Below are 20,931 nucleotides of genomic sequence, written 5' to 3' on the forward strand. Positions count from 1 at the left end.
TAAAACTATGCCAATTTGCATTAATAATTAATTCTTCTGTTTGGATAGCCTCTAGAAAAAATAATGAAGGTCTTAATATCAGTTTGGCAAAATGGCGGGTTTAGTGCTAATTTCAAGTTTAATTCTTCGTTTCAAATTTTATGCAAAATGGAAGTTTTGTTCTTTGATTTCTGCTACTTAGCCAAGCTGAAAACCGTTATAATTTATAATAATCTCAAAAAGCAATAGTGATAAATTAAATCAAGATCTTACGGTTTCTAATACAAAGTATATTTTGTCGTTCCATTTTTTTTATGGTTCTGATAGTTGTTTCAAGACATAATCTTGTAAGTGATGCCAGTTGCTGTCTGGTTACAGGAACCTCAAATGTGAAAGGCTTCACGTTATTATGATGCTGTTCTTTTTTCATTAGCTCGATAACTTCTTTTAATCTTTCTGCTGCATTGGGACTCGATATTTTCTGCATCAAAAGAAACTTATGATTAAGTCGTTCTGCAAGCGATTTACAAATATTTAGATAAATTTCAGGGTTTTTTGTCAAGTAATTGAGTATTATAGTCTTAGGAACTTTAATGGTGGTACAACTAGTCAAAGCAATCGCATTTATTGGATATGCCTTTTCTGTAAAAAGCATCGATTCACCCAAAGCGTCTTTACAGGTCAGGATATTTTGAATAAATTCTTTTCCATCACTATTGTAATTGCTCAGTTTTACCTCGCCAGTTATTATCTGATAATAAAACTGCGGGATGGAGTTTTCACGGAAAATATAATCGCCAGGATTATAATCTTCTTCTGTTGCTCCCATAGTGTGTAGAAGTTCTATTTGAATAGACATTTAATATTTTTATAGTTGGTGTAAGTGATATTATAAATTTCCTGATAGACACTACTGCAACACTTAACTACTACTGTGTAGTATGTTGCCGGATATTTAAGTTGATGACAACATCTTGGAGAAAAAATAAAGCCAGTAATAAAGATCATGTGTACAGTCCTCTTTCATTATATGTACTAGACAACTTCATAAGTAATGTTGCCATTGCTCTAAGTTAGATAGGAGACGATATGTGAAATCGATAACAACAAATATTCCATAATCTTACAAAACTGATTAAATTTATGTTTTGAATTATAGTTTAATTATTTGAGTATTTAACAATTTTAATAGTTTTGTGTTTATCTAGAGCCGTAATAATTTCAAGTATATAATCGACATTATGTTAAATTAGCACAGAGTAAGTCTCACAAAACGATATATTAGCTGAGCAATAGCAAAGAAAATTATAATATGGACTCACGAAGAATAGAAAAAATTTTATTAGGTGCGCTTACAATGACGGTAATTATATTTTTAATGGAAATTAATTTTTACAATGATCTTAAATATACGACCAATAAATTGAACGAAATATTATTTTGGTCATTCGTAAGAGGTTTAGTAATTTCAGCAAGTGTTGATATCGGAAAGCAATATTTTTCAAAACTAAAGGATATTTTTATATTTTGAAAATGATGATCAAAAATTTTTCAGACGCCTAAAAGTATATATATATTAAATAAAATCTATTATGAAAAAAATTCTCCTATTTTCACTATTTATATTCTTAAATAATTGCGGAACATGTGACCATTGTGATGATCCTCCGGTACAATATGAATATACAATAAAAAATATTTCTGGGGTAAAAATTGAAATCATTCCTCATAAAAAAATTCATCCGGGATTGATGAAATTCTTCTATCTGAAAGAATCACAATTGAAGATTCTAAAAGCTACACTGAAAAATATACTGACGGTGCTCCTTATGACGGTTATAGCTTTCGTGATTTATTAAAAAATCCCAGTAGGATTGATGTAATTTTTAATAATTCAAAAAAAATAATTTATGAAGAGTGTGCGTATAATGGTTCATGCAGCGATCCAAGAAACATTTTTAATTATGATTATAATAACGAAACTACTGAAACCTACACTATAACTATAGACGACTATCAAAATGCAATTGATTGTAATGGAAACTGTTTTTGAGAATCTGTTTAAGTCTTATTAAAAAATGTAAACAAGCTCTTAAATAGCCAACTACACCTTTTTTCAGGATTCAGAATCTCTTCAGTAAGATGATATATCACATAAGTGCAAATAAATAATCTCACAAAACGATCTTTGATGTAAAAATGAAATTTTAGGTGACAACAAATTCAAATCTATTGTCAGAAATGTTATTTCCTTTGATACTTGTAATTATTTGGATAAAGACGCATTGCCCGTCTTCGAATTCCCTATCCTGAAAAGTTGCAAGAGAATCAAATGAATAGATACCTTTTTTGTTTAGAATAATATCAACTTCTAATTCATAACTATCAGTAATACTGTTGTAAACAGGAGATGAACTAAAATCATCAATTTTCTTTCCTTTTACAAAGTTGACAGTATTATCCTGAAAAAGCTCAGAAAGATATATCCTCAAAATTCCGGAGGATTGTTTTGTTGTTTGAAAAATATCAATATCCTTTGAACTGACTTTCATTTTCGATGGGACTGAAAATTTCAACTTTATTGTTTCACCTTGTGTATATGACTGCTTGGTAGGAGAAATCAGTATTAAATCCTGCTCATTTAATACGTTGGTGTATTGATCACACGGATTCTCGCCTCTGTTGTCACACTGCATCATAAGAGGAATCAGAAATACTGACAAAAAAATATTCAAGAAAGTAAATTTAAACATCACGTCTTTATTTAATTTTATTAATTAGAGATTATTATTTAACTAAAGTATTTACTCATTTAAATTGCCCGTCAAATATATATAAAATAGTGAATATGTTTCAATAAAAAATGTTTATTAAACAAATATATATTCTAATTATAGAATAATTCATAATCTAAAAAGTGAATTATTGTCAATTGAAAAAAAAACTTTGAGATGTAAAAATAATTATTAGTTTTACAACTTAAATAAATCAACGGAAGATGACAAATAAACTACTCTTACTTTCTTTATTATCAGTATTTTCTTTAAATAATGCCCAAGATAAAAAACAGAGAAAAAATGATATTATTGCAGACCCTATACTTCTAATCGCAATACCTTTAGCCAATGTTTCATATGAAAGACTTATCTCCGAAAATATGGGCTTAGGTTTGAATGCCATGTTAACTTTGAGTTCAAACAATGAAAGCTTCAAACAGTTTTCACCCTATTTCAGATATTACTTAGGAAAAAAGTATGCCTCTGGATTTTTCTTCGAAGGATTTGTACCCGTGACGCTACAACGAAATGAGGTATATAACTATTTTTACGATCAATCAGGTTCATATCAATATCGTTACGATGTAAATGAAAACTTTACCAGTATTGGAATTGGGTTTGGTGTGGGTGGTAAATGGGTGATCAATGACAGACTAATAATTGAAGCTAGTGGCGGTTTAGCAAGAAGAATTGGTGATTTTGACAACGATAATGTAGGAGCGGTAACAGGCAAATTTATGGGTGGCGTTGGATATAGATTTTAAGCTCAAATAAATTTATCTTTAAACTTTAAAAGATGATTTCGGGTATTGAATGGATAAGAAATCATTATAAAATTATTGGAATTGAAGCCGAGAAATCCACAGATAAATTCTGGAATAGATTGAGACAGTTTATTAAGAAAAATTCAAATCAAATTCCTGGTTGCAATCGTATTGAAGGAAAACCTCAAATTTTTGCATTTATAAATGCTTATAAAGAAATATGAAATGGAAAAAATTGTGCGCTAAATCCATCGATTATCTTGCCTTTCATAAAACAGTTTTCAGCAGAACATCATTAAATTTTGATATGAATGTTTAGCGATAATTTTACGCTACTTTTTCTTATTCAAAAAATTTAAATTTTCTATTGAAATGTAGGAATAGCATTTTGGATTTTTAATATAACTTCCGTTGTTATAGAAAGTACCCTTTTATAGTAATTTTTCTTTTATTATATTATTTCGAAATTTTAACTTCTCACAAAACGATGATAATGAAATTTTATAAATGGCTTTGCAAATATCATAGATTACATTGCTGTAAGGCGTAAAATTGACGTTAGGTTTAATTTTAAAAATAGGCAACAAATGAGAATTCAGATAGACTTCGACAAAAAAGACCGGTCAAAGACAATCCTTGCACTTGAAAAGTTTCTTAATTACAATTTGATTGAAATTAATCACGGGTCGACTTTTGAAGCAATTTTTATTACATTCATCGAAAAGCCCAAAAAGACACAGAAATTTAAACGCAAATTTTTGTACAAAAAATATGCTGACATTTCAATTCCATTAGACTTTTCCAATTATAGTGAACTTAATTTAGTTGACTTCAATAATGCCTTTGAGACAATCATTGAAAACATTGAAGTAGTTAATGAAATTGATGTTGAAAATAGGGACTTGAAAATTTTAAAACTTAAGGAGAACATAATTTCTTTAAGAGTGTTGTTACCTAAAAGCAATGTAGCATTAGAATTTTTCATCGAAAACAGTAGAGAGCTGGATAGAGAAATCCATTTAAAAAGAATGAATTGCAGAACAGAGCAGAGAGTGAGTAGCAAAAGGGACTTAATAAAGAAATTGAAGGGATTTAGGGCTTACGACAAAAATGATAATAAATTATTAAGACCCTATCTTAATAAAATCACTAATATTCTAGAGAACAATTTAAAGCTAAATCAACTTTTATCACCAGGCTATTCTGAAATTTATTTTAGTATTTCAGACACTTTAGAAGATGCTAAAACAGAGTTTCCTCTCGAAGATTGGTATGAATATACTTATGGCGAAATTGACTACTGTAAGTTTGAAAGCCTTGACATAATTAATAGATTTAACTATCTATCTGGCATTTTATCGAGTTCATTAGATCAAATTTGCACAATTGACCATTTGGACAAAACAACAATTGAAGAACTGAAGGCTAAATTAGAAGATGACTTAAAAGAATTTTTGACAAATTGTAGTACGGAACAAATTGCAGATGAGCTTAGTTCATTTCCGAGAAATGAAAAAATACTATTAAACAGAAAATAAAAACAACGCTTTATAAGTTTTCTTGTTAGTTGGCAGCAGTGCGGATAGAAACATTTGAACAATTTATAAGCTTTGGTGCTGGCAGACAGTTTATGGTTTCAAAAAGCCCCCCATTGCAAAGCCACGAAACGTTACAGATCAAATTAAATCTCAAAAAACGATTAGTTTTTTCATGATTTATTTTTATACAGATAAATTTGATTTGCGACTGTATGGCTCTATCTATTTATTTTAATCATCTTCAAATTTACCTACCAGAAAAAAGGTTTTTTAGTGCAATCTTAATGCTGAAAATTTACAATTTCATGGTACGATAGTTGCGAATGATATTGTGAACTATCATTATACAAATCATTTATTTATTAAACTATTAAAAATTATTATTATGGGAATTTTAGCGTGGGTTATATTTGGATTGATCGTAGGAGCAATTGCAAAATTGATTATGCCGGGAGATCAGAACGGTGGTTGGGTTATGACCATCATTTTGGGAATTGTTGGTGCATTGGTTGGAGGCTTCGTTGCCGGACTACTTGGGATCGGTGACGATGGAAATCCATGGGATATCGGTACTATTGCAATATCTGTGATAGGTGCTATCATCGTGTTATTCATTTATGGAGCGTTAACCAGACGTAATCGATAAACTCTTTACGACGCATTATTAATTAAGGAAAGAATCCGTCTTATAACTGAGACGGATTCTTTCCTTAGTAAAATAGTTAATTATTGCGCTATCTACGCTCAGATTTAGAATGATTAGTCCAACCTATTGTTCGAAGCTTGACATTTTGTCTTAATAAGAAAGCACAACTTCAATCCTAACAACTAAGTGCGTTTTACTGAATATTCCATTAATCTTTTTATCAATTTGTAATATGTAAGAATGAAACAAATGGAACTTTTATGAAAAGAACCCTTTTTTAATACTTTCTATTTTAGTTAAAAAAAATTATTTCAGTTCGTTTAATTTCATTTCAACATCTTTGATAACTTCAGTTGTAGTAGATACTATTTGATCTTTATACTTATCAAAGTTATCCTTAACGCTATTCCCAACATTGGTAAAAGTTGATGAGATTGTGTCATATTGGTCTTTAACGGTATCGGAAACGGCAAGATATTTATTAGTGGCTTGGTCTTTAAGATCATTGGCTTTTGTTTTAATTTTTTTTCTAGTTTCAGCACCCTTTTCCGGAGCATACAATATTCCGATTATCACACCCGCTGCTAGACCCGTAACTAAAGGAGCTAAGATGCTCGCTGAATTGTTTTGTTTTGTCGACATGTTAAGTTTTTAAGGTTCGAATTTAAGTTATAAAACATGGTATTTATACAAGTTATATACCAAGAGCCTTTCTGTTCAAAGTTTTTGGTAGTTGCGATAATTAATTGAGTATCTTTACACTAAACGAATCTATAAATAAATTTATAAAAAATAATATGAAATATAATTTATCGAAAATATTATTTGCTATCAATAATAAAACATTATAACAAATGATATAGTAGAGCTGTATTTAAATGATGATAATTCACTTCATTTCAAAATGGGTGAGATTACTTCTTCTGTTAGTAATACAAAACTTCAAAAAGTCCTTGATGATAATAATTCTGAAAATTATAATGATCAAAACGAGAATTCAGTAATCGAGATTTTGAGTAAGCATTTTGTAAATAAATTAATGATGTTGCAAGGGAAAAAAAAATTATTCTCTAATAAAATCGTCAGATTTTCACATTGTTAACAAAAAAGACCTGAATAAATCTATTCAAGTCTAATTCTATAAATATATTAAAATTGTGTTATTCTTTAGAAGCTTCCAGATTTATTTCTGAAACTGCTAGTTTGGTTAAAAGAGTATCGCAATTTTTCTCTTCATCTAATGTCTGCTGAAGGATTTCCATCGCTTCTGTTTCACCTAACAATTCGCAATAAGAAATAAGTGTTCCGTAAGATGCTATCTCATAATGCTCTACTTTTTGAGCAGCAGCAATGATTCCTGCATCTCTTACAGATCCCGGCTCAGTTTCTTCCATGATACTTTCACCTTCCTTGATTAATCCCTCCATTGCATCACATTTTTCAGCTTTTGCTTTTTCTCCTAACGCTTCAAATATCTGTTCCAGACGATTAATTTGTTCGTCCGTCTCATTTTTGTGATTATTAATTGAATCTTTAAGTTTGGTAGAAGTAGCATTTTTTTCCATTTTTACCAAAGCTTTAGATAAATGCTTCTCAGCCCAATAAATGTCTTTCAATCCATCTACTAAAAACTCTCTCAAGTTTTCTGCTGCATCACTTGATGGTTTTGTTTGACCCTTTGCAGTTTTTGTTTCTTTTGTGTCTGTAGTTTTAGACTGTTTTGAAGTTGCCATAATAATATTTAATTTGGTTTGTCAATTTAATACTAAAATCAAGCCATGATGGATAAGTTAAATTGCTTTAAAAATTGCGAGTAATAAAAATATTACTATTTCGATCTACATTTAAAACATGATTTTACGATTTTTAATCTGGAGCTTTTTTTCTCGCTCCAATCTTTTAATTGTTCTGATGGTAGTTTCAAGGCAAAGCCCTGTGAGTGAAGCCAATTGTTGTCGTGTAACAGGTACTTCAAATGTATAGCGTGCTTGATTTTCTTGCTCCTTTTTCATCATTTCGATTACCTCTGTTAATCTTTCTGCTGCATTATGACTCGATATTTTTTGCATAAGAACAGATTTTCGGTAAAGTCGCTCTGCGAGTGATTTACAAATATCCATGTAGATTTCAGGATTAACAGCTAAATAGGATAGTAAAGAAGTTTTACAAACTCTAATGACAATACAACGAGTTAAGGCAATAGCATTCATTGGATACTCTTTTTCGGTAAAAAGCATTGATTCACCAACTGCATCTTTAGAAGTTAGTATATTTTGAATGAATTCTTTACCGTCAGTGCTGTAATTGTTTAGTTTTACATAGCCTGTTACTACCTGATAGTAGAACTGTGGGCTCCCGTTTTCACGGAAGATATAATCTCCGGGATTATAATTTTCTTCTGTCGCTCCCATGGAGTGCAGAATTTCTTCTTTTATAGACATAATATAATATTTTATGGTTGGTGTAGCTGAAATTGATATATAATCTGTAATTAGATCATCAGATTAGTACGGTGATCGTAGCGTGCTGTATGTTACCGAATGGTGATGGCAACAATCTAAAGAGAATTTATCAAGTGAGTCATGAAGATCAGGTGTGTTGTCTATTTCTTTTGTATGTACGAGAAGACTCCAATTATAAGATTGCTATTGCTCCTTAGTTAGATCGGAGACGAAATGTTAGATCGTTAACAACAAGTATTTCATAAAAATACATAATTACATTAAGTAGTTATATGTTTCAAATCATAATGTGAATTATTTAATTTGAAAGTTTTTATGATGGTTTTGTAAATTAGCATAAAACCGACTTTACACCGAATATCAATGATCAGTATATAATCTACAATATGTTGAATGAGCAAAAAAAATTAAACAATAAATAATATGAAAATAGTAATAAATGATATAATTTATTTTAGAGAATTAAACGAACATATGCTAAAAAATTTAATGGATGATTTTAATACTTCTCAATTTTTGATTGTGAAAAAGAGTGTTATTCATGATACATTCAATGAAGATACCGCAGGAGTATTTAATTTATATTTAAAGCCTGTTTTTGACTAATTCTAACAATTTATTAACTATGGAACATGAGCAGCAATTACATTTGAAAGATTTTATTTTATCTACTCTTAGAGTATATGTTGATGACATTGGAACTGAAAAAGACACAGAAGAAAATTATCTTTCAATTTTTAAATCGATTCAAGATTATAAAGGCAAGGTAACAAGAGAAGACTTTAAAAAATTTCTTTCTGAAATTCAAAACGTTTTGCTATTTGAAAATGAAAATCATTATAGAAAAAATGCCGGAAAATTTTTATTAGTTATTATTAAATTAAAAAGTACAATTGAATTCATAATTGGTCGGTGGAATGATTATTATAAAGAACTAATGAATAATGTAAAAAAGAATCCGTTTCAAAACGATGAAATCGAAAACATTAAAAATTCACGCTTCTTTTACTTGTATTTTGATAAAAATAATGATGAGTTCGCTGATGTTCAAAAGATTGTAAGTAATAGAGAATTATTAGTAGGAGATATTTTAAATTTCAGTGAAAATAAATTATTGGAGAATCTGGAATTTATCTATAAAACACCTCTATTTAAGATTGTAAAAAGAGAATATTCAGTAGAATTTGGCGAAATGGGATTACATGTAATACCCTATATTGAATAAAAAAAAAGTGCATTTAATTGCACTTTTTACACCAAATCACCTACATATATCTTTTTCGAGGTGCAAATATATAACATTAACTCCAAAATATCAATGAATTATGAATAGATCATTATTTTTATATCTGCTTTTACTACCATTTTCATTAATAGCTCAAAACTCTGCAAAAGTTATAGGTATCAAAGATGGGGATACAATTTTAGTTCTACTTATTGATAAATCTCAAAAGACGTTAAGATTAGCAGAGGTAGACTGTCCAGAAAGCGGACAACCATTCGGAAAAAATGCAAAGCAATATACAAGTGATCAGGTTTTTGGAAAGACTATTAAATTTATTCAAACAGATGTTGACAGATACGGAAGAACTATTGCAAAAGTTTATTATGACAACGAAAAATATTTATCTGAACAAATCATTAGGGCAGGTTTAGGATGGTGGTACTTTAGGTATTCAGATAATAAAAAATTAGGTGATTTGGAAAATATTGCACGAAATAGAAAGATTGGATTATGGAAAGATTCTAAAATGATTGCTCCGTGGCAGTTTAGAAAGTTTAAAAATTATAACTAATTCCTTATTTTGTGTGATTCTCATGGTTAACTGAGTTTCATTGTTATTAGTTTTTAGTCCTCGAAAATGGCGGGGATTTTTTATTGTAAAAAAATTTAATTATGTCAAGTTCTGTCGTAGTGGGCATTTTGATTTGTTGCAGAAAACTTTAACAGGAAATCATAAATTAACTTATAAAAATCTGTCTAATTTTGTAGTGTGAAAAGTCCAATTCAATTATTAAAATTAACAGATGATGATAATATTATTATCCCTGTTCTCCCAGCCAAAGTAAAAGCAGGTGGTTACGGAAGTTTTGAAAGTCCGGCACTTGATTTTCCTGAAGATACAATAGATCTTCTAAAGCTTCTAATAAAAGATAAAGAAACAGTTTTTTTTGCCTTTGTAACAGGGGATTCCCTTAATGGAATAGGAATATTTGATGGGGATATTTTAATAATTCAAAAAGGAATGTTACCCAAAGAAAATGATGTTATCATTGTTTTTTTAGATGGTGAATTTTATGTAAAAAAATACAGACCAAGTTTCAAAGAAAATTCATCTAGTCTCGAAAGTATTATATTAAAATCTGAAAATCCTGAGTATTTGGATTTATTTATTTCTTCTGATTCCGATTTTACATATTGGGGTAAATCAACATGGAACCTGCATAGATTATAATAATGTACGGATTAATTGACGGAAATAATTTTTATGCTAGTTGCGAACGCATTTTCCGTCCCGATCTGCGGGATAAACCTGTTATTGTACTATCCAATAATGATGGTTGCGCTATTGCCCGGAGTGCTGAAGCTAAAGCTCTCGGTATTAAAATGGGGGCTCCTGCCTTTCAAATAGAAGATATAATCAAAAAATATAACGTAGCAGTATTTTCTGCAAACTTCGTTTTATATGGCGATATCTCCAATCGAATTGTCAATATCAGCCGTAGATACTGCCGAGATATTGAAGTTTACAGCGTGGACGAATCTTTTCTTGATTTTCATGGATATGAATATTTAAATCTAAAAGATCATTGCAACGACCTTAGAAATACTGTTTTTAATGGTTTGGATATTCCTTGTAGCATTGGACTTGCACCAACTAAAACTTTGGCTAAAGTTGCCAATAAGATAGTTAAAAAACACTCTAATGAGTTAGGACACACTTACGTTATTGATTCTCAAAACAAGATAGAAAAAGCTTTGAAATGGCTACCATTAGAGGACGTTTGGGGTATAGGAAGAAGATACGCAGACAGATTTTCAAGAATCGGAGTAAAAAAAGCTTGGGATTTTACTCAATTGCCAGAAGCTTATTTACAAAAGGAAATGGGAATTTATGGTTTGAGAATGCACAAGGAGTTGCGGGGAATCCCTCAATATGAACTTTCCGAACATAAGCCAAAAAAAGGCATCGGTACAAGCAGAACTTTTGACAAAAGAACCGATAATTTAGAAGTTCTGAAGGAACGAGTGTCAACATTCGCATTTAAATGCTCAGAAAAATTACGCAAACAGAATTCTTGTTGTAATTTCATTACTATTTTTATTACTACAGATCGTTTCAAGCTTGATTTAAAGCAGTACAGCAACTCAATTACAATAGCGTTACCAAATCCATCAAGTTCTGCAATTGAATTGTCTGCAATGGCATTAAAAGGATTGGAAAAAATTTACTTACCTTTTTTTCAATATAAAAAAGCTGGCGTGATGCTCACAGAATTTGTGCCGGACACCGAAAGAATGACAAGCTTATTTGATGAAGATTTTCACGAAAAGCACAAGCCTATAATGACTGTAATTGACCGAATGAACAAAAGATTAGGTGCTGATAAAATAAAATTAGGCTCTATGGACGTGCAAAAGACATGGAAAATGAATCAGAAAAATTTATCTCCAAGACGTACAACAGATATAAATCAACTTTTAAGAGTGAAGGCATTGTAAATTTCATATCTTTTTGATATTTAAGTACAGATACAAATAAGCACAATTTTTGCACATTCATTTTGTCTAAATAATTAGAAAATGTGCTATAATTTTAATTCCAAAGGTGTAGATCTTAAAAAGGCAATTACTGATTTTGATGCAGAAGAAGCTGATACTTCTAATTTCAGTATAGGATTAATCAATGCTTTTGCAAAACAGACGAAACCAACAATTCCGGCAATTGTTAATCATAACGGCATTGTCCTGATGCCTACATATTGGGGTATTAAAGAAATAAAAAAATATCCTACCTCTGGTTTAAATTTAACATCTGAAAAAACATATCGGGATTATAAAAATATTCAAAAGAATAGATGTTTAATTCCTGCAACTTCATATTATGAAGGAAAAAAGGTGATTTTACCGACAAATAAATCAGGTTCCCAAAAGCACGAAATGTTTTGGAAAGATCACACTCAATTTTATATTGCCGGATTTTATGATTTTTGGTCAGATGGTAATATTGGTTTTGGACTTGTAACGACAGAACCAAATGAAGTACAGGCGCCAATTCATGACAGAATGATCATTACGTTAGATAAAAAAATGGGAAGAGAATTTTTAAATCAAAAACCAATTGAAGAATTTCAATTTCCTAATTTCTCGCCAAATCTTGATTTTCTAAATTTAGAACCGGAGAAAACTCCACAAACACTTTTTTGATATGAGCATACAAGATACAGAACAAGTGATAATGAATATCACTATTGATATGGCTGAAGATCCAGAAGGAGTTTACAATGATGTGATGGAACTCATTCGTGAAGAAGCGATTGAAAAAAAAATTGAATATGATGGTTATTATCGTATTAAATGGGAAGAAGAAGCTGAAAATGTAATGACCTTCGATAAAGAATATTTTGAAAACAAAGAACGGAGAGATTTATATGTTTTCAAGGCTGCTTTGGATGATAAAGAAATATTTCAATTATTGCATTATATTTGGAACTTAGCAAAAGGCGAAGATCTTCAGGAAAATATATTACATCGTGAAATATATCTTTTAGAAGAAAAAGGAGTTAAATTTTAATTATGGAATTTTTTCAAGCTATACAAAGCAAAGAGCAGGTTTTAAAAATGATCAAAGAAATAATTGATGATTATAAAAATGATGATGGTAATTTAGAAGGAGAGTACGAAAACGAGACAGTATATGATAGTGCAATTTGGATTTTGCAGGAATTCGCAGAGTTCAAAAAAATAGAATACAAAGGCTATTTTAGAACAAAGTACGAAAAAGACTCAGAATTTCAACGAATATTAGGACGTACAAATTTTGAGGAACAGACTAATAAAAGAGAACTTTATGTTTTTATGTCTGCACAGGATGATTCAGAAATATTTGATATTCTAAAGTTCGTTTATGAACTTACGCATAAATCAATTCTTGACGATTTGCAATTGTTCGAAATGATTTATAAAATCAACTCAAAAGGATTTCTTTTTGAACGTTATTAAAATTTAACGTCTCTGTTAAATAATGATTTAAATAAATGTGTTTTTTCTTCATCTTCTAATTCATATATAAAAGCTAACATATCTGCACCATTTTCTGGAAATGTCATTCTAACTTTTTCAAATAAATTCCAATAATATTCCGCTCCCTTTTCTGAATCTTTAAAAGTAGCATCAATATCACTCTTAGACCATCCCAAACAGAATGATGACAAAGTGTGAAGTATACCAGCACCTGTATGGTAATATCTTTTTTCTTCAGATTCATTTTCCATAACTCAAATTTACTAATTATTTTAATCAGATTAGTTTCAGTTAGCAACATTTATAGGGCGTTTCCCAAAGGTCGGACTTTCCACACTCAATCTTTTTTATTAGTCAATTTCAAATGACTTTTTATTTGTTTTTTCCGACTATAAAAAAAGGATTTCAAACAGTTGCTCCAATCCCTAACGCTTTTACACGATTACGCATAATCCCATGCAGAGAGAACCGGAAATAAAAATAAAAATTGGAAGCTTCAGAGAAGCACCCAATTTGTTATTTTATTTTAATCGGCTCAATTCCCAACAGCCCATAAAAAATAAAGTTTCCGTTCCGCTTGCGTGGAACTGTTCCGCAAGCTTGAACAGATCCACCGCTTCACTCCAACATTATTTTTTTCCATCCATTGAGCCTGTAAAATATTTCCAATTCTTCTCGGAATGCTTTGAAGATGGAATATCCGAGCAAACCCGAAAAAAATAACCTTGCGATGTATATTAGCAGAACAACAACAAAATAGAATTGTTATGATTATAGAATTTTTTATTTTGGGTAAAGTTTACCCTGCAAGAGTTAGAAGAGTAAAAGGTATACTAAAGCTCTTTTTTAGTACAGACAGCGAATTTCATAATATACATGGATTTGACCTGCCTTGTTACTGCTGTGGAAATATTAAGCACAGATGGAGAAGTTTAAGTCAAAAAAAAATTGATATTCTCAACAGGAAATATTCTGATGCAGTAATTTTCCCAAAGAACTAAAGAAAAGCCTCAATTAAGAGGCTTTTTCTTTTAATTATAGTTCGTCATTACTTTGCCCTGGATCTTCTGCGGCTTGCTTTTTAATTCGTTAAAAGTTCTTTGGCCAAGCAAAGCTTTGCAACTTTTAACGAACTACATTTTTCATTTTTTTTAGTTCGTCATTTTTCGATGCCGGTTTGTCTTCAGATCTGATTTTAATTCGTTAATCATTTTCAGAACCGGAGGCGCTCCCACCCATTCGCCCCGATTTTAGCGAATCATTTTTTGTCAGTTGGCCAAAAGCATAATCCCTCTCTTTCCCTTCCCTATTATGCTTTCAGCATACTGAGTGGAATTTTTTTTTTAAATGTGTGGTGGTATCGGGATGAAAAGCAGTAGTTAAGAGTTTTCGTATCACTTTCTCCGTTGATAAGAACTTCCTGCCGATTTCCGTAGTCTGAGGGTTTCCCGATTTTCTACTGCGAATTTGAAAGATTTTTTCCAAAAAAATTCTACCCCCGTAACTTTTTTGGGAATCCGATTTTTTCAAAATCAAACCCACCACAAAAAAGTTACCCCGACACCAAGTGCAAGCACCCCATTTTTTACGCTAAAATATTTCACGAGACATTGCATAGAAAAGTCGGAACCTCAGATACACTACGCAAATAGACAGAGTTCTTTGAAATCAACGGAAAAAGCAAAACAAAAACTCAAACTAAATTATGCTTTTCATCACCGATACTCACCACTTTAGAAAAAGTCAAGTGTCCTCGATGCCTATGCATATAAACCTTATTTTTTAACATTATAACTACTAATTAATAAATATAACATTATGAAAACAACTAAAAAAACAACTACAAGAAAATATAAAACAGAGCCAAAAGGAGATAAATTTATAGATAAAATTTTAGAAAATTTAGATCAAGTGAACGCAAAAGATTGGGAAATGTACGCCAATTTAGATTCTGTTTACCCATCAAATTTATTTACAAAAAAAAGATATAAAGGATTTAATGTAATGACTTTATTTCTCGATACAGTTGTAAAAAAATTTACTTCTGCAAAATATGCCACTTTTAACAGTATCTCAAAGGCAGGCGGAAAATTGAAAAAAGGCGCAAAAGGATGCGTTATTGAATTTTTTACATATACTTACAAGCATAAAGAAACTGGAAAATATTATTCTTTGGAGCAAGTAAAATTAATGAACGAAGCGGAAAGAAAAAATATTGGAAAAATACCATGTATTAAAAATTACGTAGTTTTTAATTCTGAATTAATTGAAAATCTTTCAGAGATTAATTTAGATATTGTAGATGAAGAAGCAAGCGAAAACGAAATTTCAGAGCAAGTAAATTGCGAAATATTTATTTCTAATATAATCACCAAAGGAAATTTAAAATTAAAATTCGGGTTAGAAGAAGTTGCCTATTATTCGCCATCCTTTGATTATGTTCAATTGCCTGAGAGAAAATATTTTTTTACTGCATCAAAATACTATTCTACATTATTTCACGAAATTATACATTGGACGGGTCACCCACGCAGATTAGACAGGGAATTAAAAGGACATAGTGACATAGAAAGCTACAGTTTCGAAGAACTAATAGCAGAAATGGGGGCAATGCTTATATCGTTGCAATTTGGCATATCTGAAGAGTTTGGAAACTCATTACGTTACTTGAAAGGGTGGACTACAAAAAATATAGAAAACAGAGAAACTAATTTAAGAAACGCATTTACTCAATCTAAAAAAGCTAAAAAATTTCTTGAATCACTTTAAAATAAAGCCCTTAAATGGGCTTTATAATATTATAACTATTAATAAAAATATATAACATTATGAGAGATTTAATTTTCGTTTTATTTGAAACAGATGTTTTCAAAACAAATAGCAGTAGAGTTTTTAAAGCTGTTTTTACTACAAGAGCATTAGCACAAGAACACGCTACAAATAATCGAATAAAAGCACAATTTCTTCGTCAAATATTATCGAAGTAGAAGCAAATATTTATACTGATAATCTTTAATTTTTATTATGGAAAATAAATTTGAAACAGGTGTAATTTTGGCAACAAATGCCGTTAAAAAAACAATGATAGAAAATCCAAAATTTTCAATATTTTGTCAGAAATGTTTAGAAAAACATTCCTCTGGAGATTGGGGAGATTTGGAAGAAGAAGACAAAGAATCTAATGATTTTTCACTTGAAAATGAAGGAAGAATTTTTAGCAGTTATAAATTTTCTGAAGACTTAAAAATTCAAAATGAAGAAAAAATTTGGATAATAACCGAATGTAATAGAGATGCAACAACCTTGCTTTTTCCGTCAGAATATTAAAAATAATAGTTCGTTAAAATCATTCCGGAAGAAAGCAATCTGCACCAACTCCGGAATGAATTAACGAATAAAAAAATGGAATAATTTTGTTTTTTCCGACTATAAAAGCGGTCAAAAAATCATTTTTTTTTCAATTTTCGAAAATGAAAATTTTAATATTTTAAAATTTTTCCTTTCCTTTACCTTGTTTCTCCGTTTAATTTTTTAAATTTGAATGCAATTATGTTTAAACTGGGGTCAGTCGACGAAAAGTAAAAAAAACAGGGTTAAGGATAAAATCTATCATATTTTTTGCTTTGAATAGATTTTATATATTAATCAGAAATTTTTGTTAATACCTAACACTATATGGCGTGGCAACAGTCTTTGTGTGTATAAACTCTCACTTATATTATTTATTGAGTATCTCTGAATACTGTTTGAATTTAAAAGATTATTGCCCTGAATAAAAATACTCATATTATACTTCTTTAAAGTATAGTTCGCTTTAATATCCCAAAACTGAGTAGTTTTTTGAGCTGTATTTCCAAATTTATAATATTCTACAAGAGACTCAATCCTAAACTGTGAATTTATAGTAAAATAAAGGTTCAAAAAACCTTTTTGATCTATGTATTTGTTAGAATTCACTTTCGAAGAAATAGTATTGAATGCCCATTCATAACCGCATTCATAGTTAATAAATTTTGTCCAGCCTGATTTCATTTCAAAAGCTGCCTTCCAATTGATAAATTTAGTTTTTATTAAAGGTTGATTATTTACACTATTTTCATAGCCCGATTGCATATAAGAGCTTAAAATACTCAATCTTGATCTTATAGGCTTTAAGTATTTTCTTAATTCTAAGCTTGCAGATAAATTGCTATTATTCTTTACCAAAATTGTTTGATTAAAAGTGTAATTAGGATTTACAATCATATTATTAGACAAATAATCTCCACTTTTGAAAAAATTAATATTGAAATTAAGATATTGAGACATTTGCTCTCCCACGTTGTAGCTAAATCCTAAATTACAATCTTGCAAAACAGCAAAATTTACATTGCTCTGTTTAAAGTTTCTGTTTCCCTGATAGATATAGTTAGTATAAACATCGTTGATACTGACTGTGGAAAATTTCCTTCCTGCATTCAAATTAAAATTTCCTATTTTTCTGTTTTGGTAACCAATATTTGCTAACGGAGAAACATAGAAACCATTCTGTTTATTTTGATTTAAATCAGAATGAATCATTTGATTTAAAATGGTAAAACCATAGCTCCAATTTTTTACTTTTTTGTTATATTTAATCTGAGCAAAAACATTATTCTGAACATAATCTGTATGATTAATAAACTCTGATTTATCAAAACTTATCGCTTCATTATTTGAATTAAAAATATGAAGGTTTGAGCTTAAAAAATCTTTTCTGAACTCGTTTCCTAACTGTAATTCCAGGCTGTGTTCTTCTGCATACTTTTTAAGATAAGAAAGTTTTAATCCCCCAAAATTCATTTTAGAATCAATAATCTGATTTATTTTTTGAGCATCAGGATTGTTTAGTATTTGAGAAAAAACATCATTTTCATCAGTAAAATCATATGGCCGGTTTTGAAAAATATATCTTGCTACTGCTACTAAAGCTTTGGATGAATCTATTTTCTTAGTGTAAGTCAATCTATTTTCGTTGGCAAAAAGTTCATTCTTTCCAATTTGATTATTCAACTGTTCATTAAAAAGAAAAATATTATTATTATTTTCATTTAAGGATGAAACTTTATTATAGAATTGTAAGTTTGAGTTATTTTTAAAGTCTTTTGAAAGTTCTACCTTCCCAACAATATTTCTGTTATTTTGCTTCCATATTTTATCCTCACTATTAATAAAATCTAAACCGTTAAAATTAAATTTATAAAAAGAATTGATATAGTTTCTATTTTCTATTTCATTAAAAATAGTTACAAACTTTAATTTCCAATCGGTTTTAAAATTATAAATATAATTAAGTGAAACTAACTTATCATTGTTAAAATTAGTGCGCTTATCATCAAACTGAAAGTTTTTTTGATGAAGATTAATTATTGATAGTGTGTTAATATTGGTTCCAACATTTTCAACATCATTATCCGAGCTTGGATTGGTTAAGTATTCTACACCCTTCATTTCATTTAAACCCAAATTATTGGCATTCAGAAGAAAATAGATTTTTTGTCTCTTTGTAAAGTTCATCAGATTGAGTTTTCCCTGTCGCATATCTTCTTTATAACTTGTAGAAGCTAACAAAACATTTCCAAACCACTTACCTTTGGCATCTTCTTTTAATGTAAGATTAAGGGCAATACTTTCTGAAGCTTCAATATTTTTGAGAAGCTTATTTTTTGAATAATTTTTAAGAACCTGAACTTTATCTAAAGGTTTGGAAGGCATATTTTGGGTAAGTGTCTGATAACCTCTTTCAAAAAGATCATCATTTTCTATCATCACCCTGGAAACCTCTTTATTTCCGAATTTTATTTTACCATCACTAAGAACAGTAATTCCCGGAAGTTTTTTTAAGAGATCTTCTACATTTTGCTCTGTTCCATTAGAAAAATTTTTAGCAGAATATTCTATAGTGTCTTTCTTAATCTTGATCGGCGAAGTTCTGCTAATAACTACTTCCTTTATTTCTTTTACTTTATCAGTCTCAAGAATAATGGTTTTAAAATTTTTGCTTTCACCTCTTTTAATTATAGAAACAGGGAATTTCTTAGAAAAATAGCCCATCGCAGAAATATTCAGATTAAAATTTCCGAATTTATCCGTATTAAGCAAAAAACTTCCGTCTTTATCACTAAAGACGAAAGTTATTATATTATCCTGTGAATCGGTAAGAATCACATTGGCTCTTGAAACCGCCTGTTTATTTTCTGACCATACTAAACCTTTTATCTCTGTTTGAGCAGAGATTTTAAGAAATAATATGATGAATAATAAACATAAATACTTCATTAAGGCTTTTTAGACTCTTCCCATTCGAAAGATTTTTCTATCTTAAAGTCTCTTTCTTTGGAAGAACTCACTACTATTGTTCCAGCTGGTCTATTTGCTTCAACTTTTGACTTAATATCTTTTAAGTAGTTATTTTCAATATTTATATATTCTTTATAATCAATGTACTTAGACTTTTCTTCAGGAAATGAGAAAAGAAGTTTAGAATTAATGTCAATTTTCTGTGGAAAATTTAATACAATCTTAGCAGCTTCATAGGTAAACAAGTTATCTTTATCTGAAACTTTTAAAATTACACCAGGTAATCCTCTAAACTTTAAAGGACCTAAATCAACTGGCAAATCGGTTGTAAAGTAAGCAATAAAATCTCTTCCTCTAAATTTCCCTAAAGCTTTATGACATTTATATCCTAAGATTATTTCCGTATCTTTCTGAATAATATTCCAATCAATTTTTTGATAGTTGTCTAACGTAAAAAGAATCTCCTTAGTAAAAGAATTATCTTTTATATAAAATTTTTTCTCATCCAGTGAATTTTTTATAATCTGGCTGCTCCTAATTTTTTCACTATTAGTCAAAAAATCATTCACTTCTTCCAAACTTCCTCTGTAGCTAAAAAAAATAGACCATTTATCTTGAAAAACAAGTATATTTTTTTCATAAATTTTTTCATTACCACCAGCATCATCTATGATTTTATTGTAAACAATAAAATTGTTCTGTGCTTTGAAAAAAACACAGAACAAAATCATAATAAATTTAATATATGCTGTCATTAATAATTTGCAGGGCAATCGCCAAATCCTGTCATCATTCTTGTTACTTTAATTAGTAACCCTCCTTCACCCGCTTCACTACAACCACTTCCATAAGCTTCGTATGATTCTTTAACTGTACCTACGTAATTTCCACAAGTATCGTATTGTCTTGTATGTGTTGCAATTGTACAAGAAAATAACACTCCATTCACATAGTTGTAGGTTGTAACTTGTTTTTTGTCTCCTTTTTCCTTCGTTACAACTTTTGTTTCCATTTTATGTTCAGAAACATTAGGTACTGAATTATTCGCTAAAGCAATCCCTGAAATTCCAACTGTTAAAAACAACGCTAAAATAGTTTTTTTTCATAAATTTAATATTTAATGTTAGAATCCAAATATAGAAAAATAATTCATGCGAAAAAGATTTTTTTTCACTTTTTAATGTTCTACAACAAAGGGAGTT

The 20,931-nt window shown here is 29.7% G+C and carries 26 protein-coding genes; 17 read left to right on the top strand and 9 right to left on the bottom strand.

Annotation, left to right across the window (positions count from 1 at the left end; all coding sequences use genetic code 11):
* Positions 1 to 235: 235 nt before the first annotated feature.
* Positions 236 to 838: a Crp/Fnr family transcriptional regulator gene (locus tag FDY99_RS18375; RefSeq protein WP_139423206.1), complete on the bottom strand. Its 603-nt coding sequence runs from the start codon at positions 836 to 838 to the stop codon at positions 236 to 238.
* A gap of 453 nt (positions 839 to 1,291) precedes the next feature.
* On the opposite strand from FDY99_RS18375, the gene FDY99_RS18380 reads away from it, so the two are divergent.
* On the top strand, positions 1,292 to 1,510 hold the full coding sequence (locus tag FDY99_RS18380) for a hypothetical protein (protein WP_139423207.1): 219 nt from the start codon (positions 1,292 to 1,294) through the stop codon (positions 1,508 to 1,510).
* Between the two features lie 61 nt (positions 1,511 to 1,571).
* Positions 1,572 to 1,838 (top strand): hypothetical protein, encoded by a 267-nt coding sequence (locus FDY99_RS18385; protein WP_139423208.1) that lies wholly within the window; start codon positions 1,572 to 1,574, stop codon positions 1,836 to 1,838.
* Positions 1,839 to 2,186: 348 nt separating this feature from the next.
* Here FDY99_RS18385 and FDY99_RS18390 read toward each other — a convergent pair whose 3' ends face one another.
* Positions 2,187 to 2,732: a hypothetical protein gene (locus tag FDY99_RS18390; protein ID WP_123962817.1), complete on the bottom strand. Its 546-nt coding sequence runs from the start codon at positions 2,730 to 2,732 to the stop codon at positions 2,187 to 2,189.
* A gap of 245 nt (positions 2,733 to 2,977) precedes the next feature.
* On the opposite strand from FDY99_RS18390, the gene FDY99_RS18395 reads away from it, so the two are divergent.
* The 4 genes from FDY99_RS18395 (at position 2,978) to FDY99_RS18410 (ending at position 5,704) form a co-directional block, all read left to right on the top strand.
* Entirely contained in the window at positions 2,978 to 3,520 is a 543-nt protein-coding gene (locus FDY99_RS18395) for a DUF3575 domain-containing protein (protein WP_116098413.1), read from the top strand.
* 32 nt (positions 3,521 to 3,552) lie between these two features.
* Positions 3,553 to 3,744, top strand: a complete 192-nt coding sequence (locus FDY99_RS18400) for a hypothetical protein (protein ID WP_116098415.1) — start codon at positions 3,553 to 3,555, stop codon at positions 3,742 to 3,744.
* A gap of 363 nt (positions 3,745 to 4,107) precedes the next feature.
* Positions 4,108 to 5,058 carry a hypothetical protein gene (locus FDY99_RS18405; RefSeq protein WP_116098014.1) on the top strand — a complete coding sequence of 317 codons (951 nt, stop codon included), beginning with the start codon at positions 4,108 to 4,110 and terminating at the stop codon, positions 5,056 to 5,058.
* A gap of 385 nt (positions 5,059 to 5,443) precedes the next feature.
* Positions 5,444 to 5,704: a GlsB/YeaQ/YmgE family stress response membrane protein gene (locus FDY99_RS18410; protein WP_139423209.1), complete on the top strand. Its 261-nt coding sequence runs from the start codon at positions 5,444 to 5,446 to the stop codon at positions 5,702 to 5,704.
* Between the two features lie 306 nt (positions 5,705 to 6,010).
* On the opposite strand, the gene FDY99_RS18415 is transcribed toward FDY99_RS18410, so the two are convergent.
* The 3 genes from FDY99_RS18415 to FDY99_RS18425 form a co-directional block, all read right to left on the bottom strand.
* Positions 6,011 to 6,346: a YtxH domain-containing protein gene (locus FDY99_RS18415; RefSeq protein WP_139423210.1), complete on the bottom strand. Its 336-nt coding sequence runs from the start codon at positions 6,344 to 6,346 to the stop codon at positions 6,011 to 6,013.
* 518 nt (positions 6,347 to 6,864) lie between these two features.
* Positions 6,865 to 7,437 (bottom strand): YciE/YciF ferroxidase family protein, encoded by a 573-nt coding sequence (locus FDY99_RS18420; RefSeq protein WP_139423211.1) that lies wholly within the window; start codon positions 7,435 to 7,437, stop codon positions 6,865 to 6,867.
* 111 nt (positions 7,438 to 7,548) lie between these two features.
* The gene (locus tag FDY99_RS18425; RefSeq protein WP_139423212.1) at positions 7,549 to 8,145 is read right to left on the bottom strand and encodes a Crp/Fnr family transcriptional regulator; all 597 of its coding nucleotides are present in this window, start codon (positions 8,143 to 8,145) and stop codon (positions 7,549 to 7,551) included.
* Positions 8,146 to 8,589: 444 nt separating this feature from the next.
* On the opposite strand from FDY99_RS18425, the gene FDY99_RS18430 reads away from it, so the two are divergent.
* From FDY99_RS18430 to FDY99_RS18465, 8 genes are all read left to right on the top strand, one after another.
* Complete coding sequence (locus FDY99_RS18430) at positions 8,590 to 8,772, top strand: hypothetical protein (RefSeq protein ID WP_139423213.1); 183 nt, start codon at positions 8,590 to 8,592, stop codon at positions 8,770 to 8,772.
* 19 nt (positions 8,773 to 8,791) lie between these two features.
* Positions 8,792 to 9,391: a hypothetical protein gene (locus FDY99_RS18435; RefSeq protein ID WP_139423214.1), complete on the top strand. Its 600-nt coding sequence runs from the start codon at positions 8,792 to 8,794 to the stop codon at positions 9,389 to 9,391.
* A 100-nt stretch (positions 9,392 to 9,491) separates the two neighbouring features.
* Entirely contained in the window at positions 9,492 to 9,962 is a 471-nt protein-coding gene (locus FDY99_RS18440; protein ID WP_139423215.1) for a thermonuclease family protein, read from the top strand.
* Positions 9,963 to 10,160: 198 nt separating this feature from the next.
* Positions 10,161 to 10,622, top strand: coding sequence for a LexA family protein (locus tag FDY99_RS18445; RefSeq protein WP_139423216.1), 462 nt, complete (start codon positions 10,161 to 10,163; stop codon positions 10,620 to 10,622).
* 2 nt (positions 10,623 to 10,624) lie between these two features.
* The gene (locus tag FDY99_RS18450; protein ID WP_139423217.1) at positions 10,625 to 11,890 is read left to right on the top strand and encodes a Y-family DNA polymerase; all 1,266 of its coding nucleotides are present in this window, start codon (positions 10,625 to 10,627) and stop codon (positions 11,888 to 11,890) included.
* Positions 11,891 to 11,971: 81 nt separating this feature from the next.
* Positions 11,972 to 12,595 (top strand): SOS response-associated peptidase family protein, encoded by a 624-nt coding sequence (locus tag FDY99_RS18455; RefSeq protein ID WP_139423218.1) that lies wholly within the window; start codon positions 11,972 to 11,974, stop codon positions 12,593 to 12,595.
* A 1-nt stretch (position 12,596) separates the two neighbouring features.
* On the top strand, positions 12,597 to 12,962 hold the full coding sequence (locus tag FDY99_RS18460) for a hypothetical protein (RefSeq protein ID WP_139423219.1): 366 nt from the start codon (positions 12,597 to 12,599) through the stop codon (positions 12,960 to 12,962).
* A gap of 2 nt (positions 12,963 to 12,964) precedes the next feature.
* Positions 12,965 to 13,390, top strand: a complete 426-nt coding sequence (locus FDY99_RS18465) for a hypothetical protein (protein ID WP_139423220.1) — start codon at positions 12,965 to 12,967, stop codon at positions 13,388 to 13,390.
* Here FDY99_RS18465 and FDY99_RS18470 read toward each other — a convergent pair.
* Positions 13,387 to 13,662, bottom strand: a complete 276-nt coding sequence (locus FDY99_RS18470; RefSeq protein WP_139423221.1) for a hypothetical protein — start codon at positions 13,660 to 13,662, stop codon at positions 13,387 to 13,389. The two genes, FDY99_RS18465 and FDY99_RS18470, sit on opposite strands and share 4 nt — an antisense overlap.
* Positions 13,663 to 14,178: 516 nt before the next feature.
* Here FDY99_RS18470 and FDY99_RS18475 point away from each other — a divergent pair.
* The 3 genes from FDY99_RS18475 (at position 14,179) to FDY99_RS18485 (ending at position 16,738) form a co-directional block, all read left to right on the top strand.
* Positions 14,179 to 14,412, top strand: coding sequence for a hypothetical protein (locus tag FDY99_RS18475; protein ID WP_139423222.1), 234 nt, complete (start codon positions 14,179 to 14,181; stop codon positions 14,410 to 14,412).
* 817 nt (positions 14,413 to 15,229) lie between these two features.
* Positions 15,230 to 16,180, top strand: coding sequence for a zincin-like metallopeptidase domain-containing protein (locus FDY99_RS18480; RefSeq protein ID WP_139423223.1), 951 nt, complete (start codon positions 15,230 to 15,232; stop codon positions 16,178 to 16,180).
* 255 nt (positions 16,181 to 16,435) lie between these two features.
* A complete protein-coding gene (locus FDY99_RS18485; protein ID WP_139423224.1) occupies positions 16,436 to 16,738 on the top strand; it encodes a hypothetical protein in 303 nt (100 codons plus the stop codon).
* Positions 16,739 to 17,056: 318 nt separating this feature from the next.
* Here FDY99_RS18485 and FDY99_RS18490 read toward each other — a convergent pair whose 3' ends face one another.
* The 3 genes from FDY99_RS18490 to FDY99_RS18500 are packed head-to-tail and all read right to left on the bottom strand — an operon-like array spanning position 17,057 to position 20,813.
* Positions 17,057 to 19,708, bottom strand: a complete 2,652-nt coding sequence (locus tag FDY99_RS18490) for a beta-sandwich domain-containing protein (protein WP_034751506.1) — start codon at positions 19,706 to 19,708, stop codon at positions 17,057 to 17,059.
* Positions 19,708 to 20,484, bottom strand: coding sequence for a GLPGLI family protein (locus FDY99_RS18495; protein ID WP_034751503.1), 777 nt, complete (start codon positions 20,482 to 20,484; stop codon positions 19,708 to 19,710). The genes FDY99_RS18490 and FDY99_RS18495 overlap by 1 nt, the downstream gene beginning before the upstream one ends.
* Complete coding sequence (locus FDY99_RS18500) at positions 20,484 to 20,813, bottom strand: hypothetical protein (RefSeq protein ID WP_139423225.1); 330 nt, start codon at positions 20,811 to 20,813, stop codon at positions 20,484 to 20,486. Before FDY99_RS18500 ends, FDY99_RS18495 begins: the two co-directional genes overlap by 1 nt.
* Between the last annotated feature and the right edge of the window lie 118 nt (positions 20,814 to 20,931).

It is taken from the genome of Chryseobacterium mulctrae (genome assembly GCF_006175945.1).
GTDB classification, from domain to species: domain Bacteria; phylum Bacteroidota; class Bacteroidia; order Flavobacteriales; family Weeksellaceae; genus Chryseobacterium; species Chryseobacterium mulctrae.

Excerpts from the sequence above, each read along its gene's own strand:
- FDY99_RS18395 (WP_116098413.1), top strand. The coding sequence starts at position 2,978 with ATGACAAATAAACTACTCTTACTTTCTTTATTATCAGTATTTTCTTTA.
- FDY99_RS18410 (WP_139423209.1), top strand. The coding sequence starts at position 5,444 with ATGGGAATTTTAGCGTGGGTTATATTTGGATTGATCGTAGGAGCAATT.
- FDY99_RS18460 (WP_139423219.1), top strand. The coding sequence starts at position 12,597 with ATGAGCATACAAGATACAGAACAAGTGATAATGAATATCACTATTGAT.
- FDY99_RS18435 (WP_139423214.1), top strand. The coding sequence starts at position 8,792 with ATGGAACATGAGCAGCAATTACATTTGAAAGATTTTATTTTATCTACT.
- FDY99_RS18485 (WP_139423224.1), top strand. The coding sequence starts at position 16,436 with ATGGAAAATAAATTTGAAACAGGTGTAATTTTGGCAACAAATGCCGTT.
- FDY99_RS18470 (WP_139423221.1), bottom strand. The coding sequence starts at position 13,662 with ATGGAAAATGAATCTGAAGAAAAAAGATATTACCATACAGGTGCTGGT.
- FDY99_RS18440 (WP_139423215.1), top strand. The coding sequence starts at position 9,492 with ATGAATAGATCATTATTTTTATATCTGCTTTTACTACCATTTTCATTA.
- FDY99_RS18495 (WP_034751503.1), bottom strand. The coding sequence starts at position 20,484 with ATGACAGCATATATTAAATTTATTATGATTTTGTTCTGTGTTTTTTTC.
- FDY99_RS18490 (WP_034751506.1), bottom strand. The coding sequence starts at position 19,708 with ATGAAGTATTTATGTTTATTATTCATCATATTATTTCTTAAAATCTCT.
- FDY99_RS18480 (WP_139423223.1), top strand. The coding sequence starts at position 15,230 with ATGAAAACAACTAAAAAAACAACTACAAGAAAATATAAAACAGAGCCA.
- FDY99_RS18390 (WP_123962817.1), bottom strand. The coding sequence starts at position 2,732 with ATGTTTAAATTTACTTTCTTGAATATTTTTTTGTCAGTATTTCTGATT.
- FDY99_RS18455 (WP_139423218.1), top strand. The coding sequence starts at position 11,972 with ATGTGCTATAATTTTAATTCCAAAGGTGTAGATCTTAAAAAGGCAATT.
- FDY99_RS18405 (WP_116098014.1), top strand. The coding sequence starts at position 4,108 with ATGAGAATTCAGATAGACTTCGACAAAAAAGACCGGTCAAAGACAATC.
- FDY99_RS18415 (WP_139423210.1), bottom strand. The coding sequence starts at position 6,346 with ATGTCGACAAAACAAAACAATTCAGCGAGCATCTTAGCTCCTTTAGTT.
- FDY99_RS18375 (WP_139423206.1), bottom strand. The coding sequence starts at position 838 with ATGTCTATTCAAATAGAACTTCTACACACTATGGGAGCAACAGAAGAA.
- FDY99_RS18420 (WP_139423211.1), bottom strand. The coding sequence starts at position 7,437 with ATGGCAACTTCAAAACAGTCTAAAACTACAGACACAAAAGAAACAAAA.
- FDY99_RS18465 (WP_139423220.1), top strand. The coding sequence starts at position 12,965 with ATGGAATTTTTTCAAGCTATACAAAGCAAAGAGCAGGTTTTAAAAATG.
- FDY99_RS18385 (WP_139423208.1), top strand. The coding sequence starts at position 1,572 with ATGAAAAAAATTCTCCTATTTTCACTATTTATATTCTTAAATAATTGC.
- FDY99_RS18475 (WP_139423222.1), top strand. The coding sequence starts at position 14,179 with ATGATTATAGAATTTTTTATTTTGGGTAAAGTTTACCCTGCAAGAGTT.
- FDY99_RS18425 (WP_139423212.1), bottom strand. The coding sequence starts at position 8,145 with ATGTCTATAAAAGAAGAAATTCTGCACTCCATGGGAGCGACAGAAGAA.
- FDY99_RS18400 (WP_116098415.1), top strand. The coding sequence starts at position 3,553 with ATGATTTCGGGTATTGAATGGATAAGAAATCATTATAAAATTATTGGA.
- FDY99_RS18430 (WP_139423213.1), top strand. The coding sequence starts at position 8,590 with ATGAAAATAGTAATAAATGATATAATTTATTTTAGAGAATTAAACGAA.
- FDY99_RS18450 (WP_139423217.1), top strand. The coding sequence starts at position 10,625 with ATGTACGGATTAATTGACGGAAATAATTTTTATGCTAGTTGCGAACGC.
- FDY99_RS18380 (WP_139423207.1), top strand. The coding sequence starts at position 1,292 with ATGGACTCACGAAGAATAGAAAAAATTTTATTAGGTGCGCTTACAATG.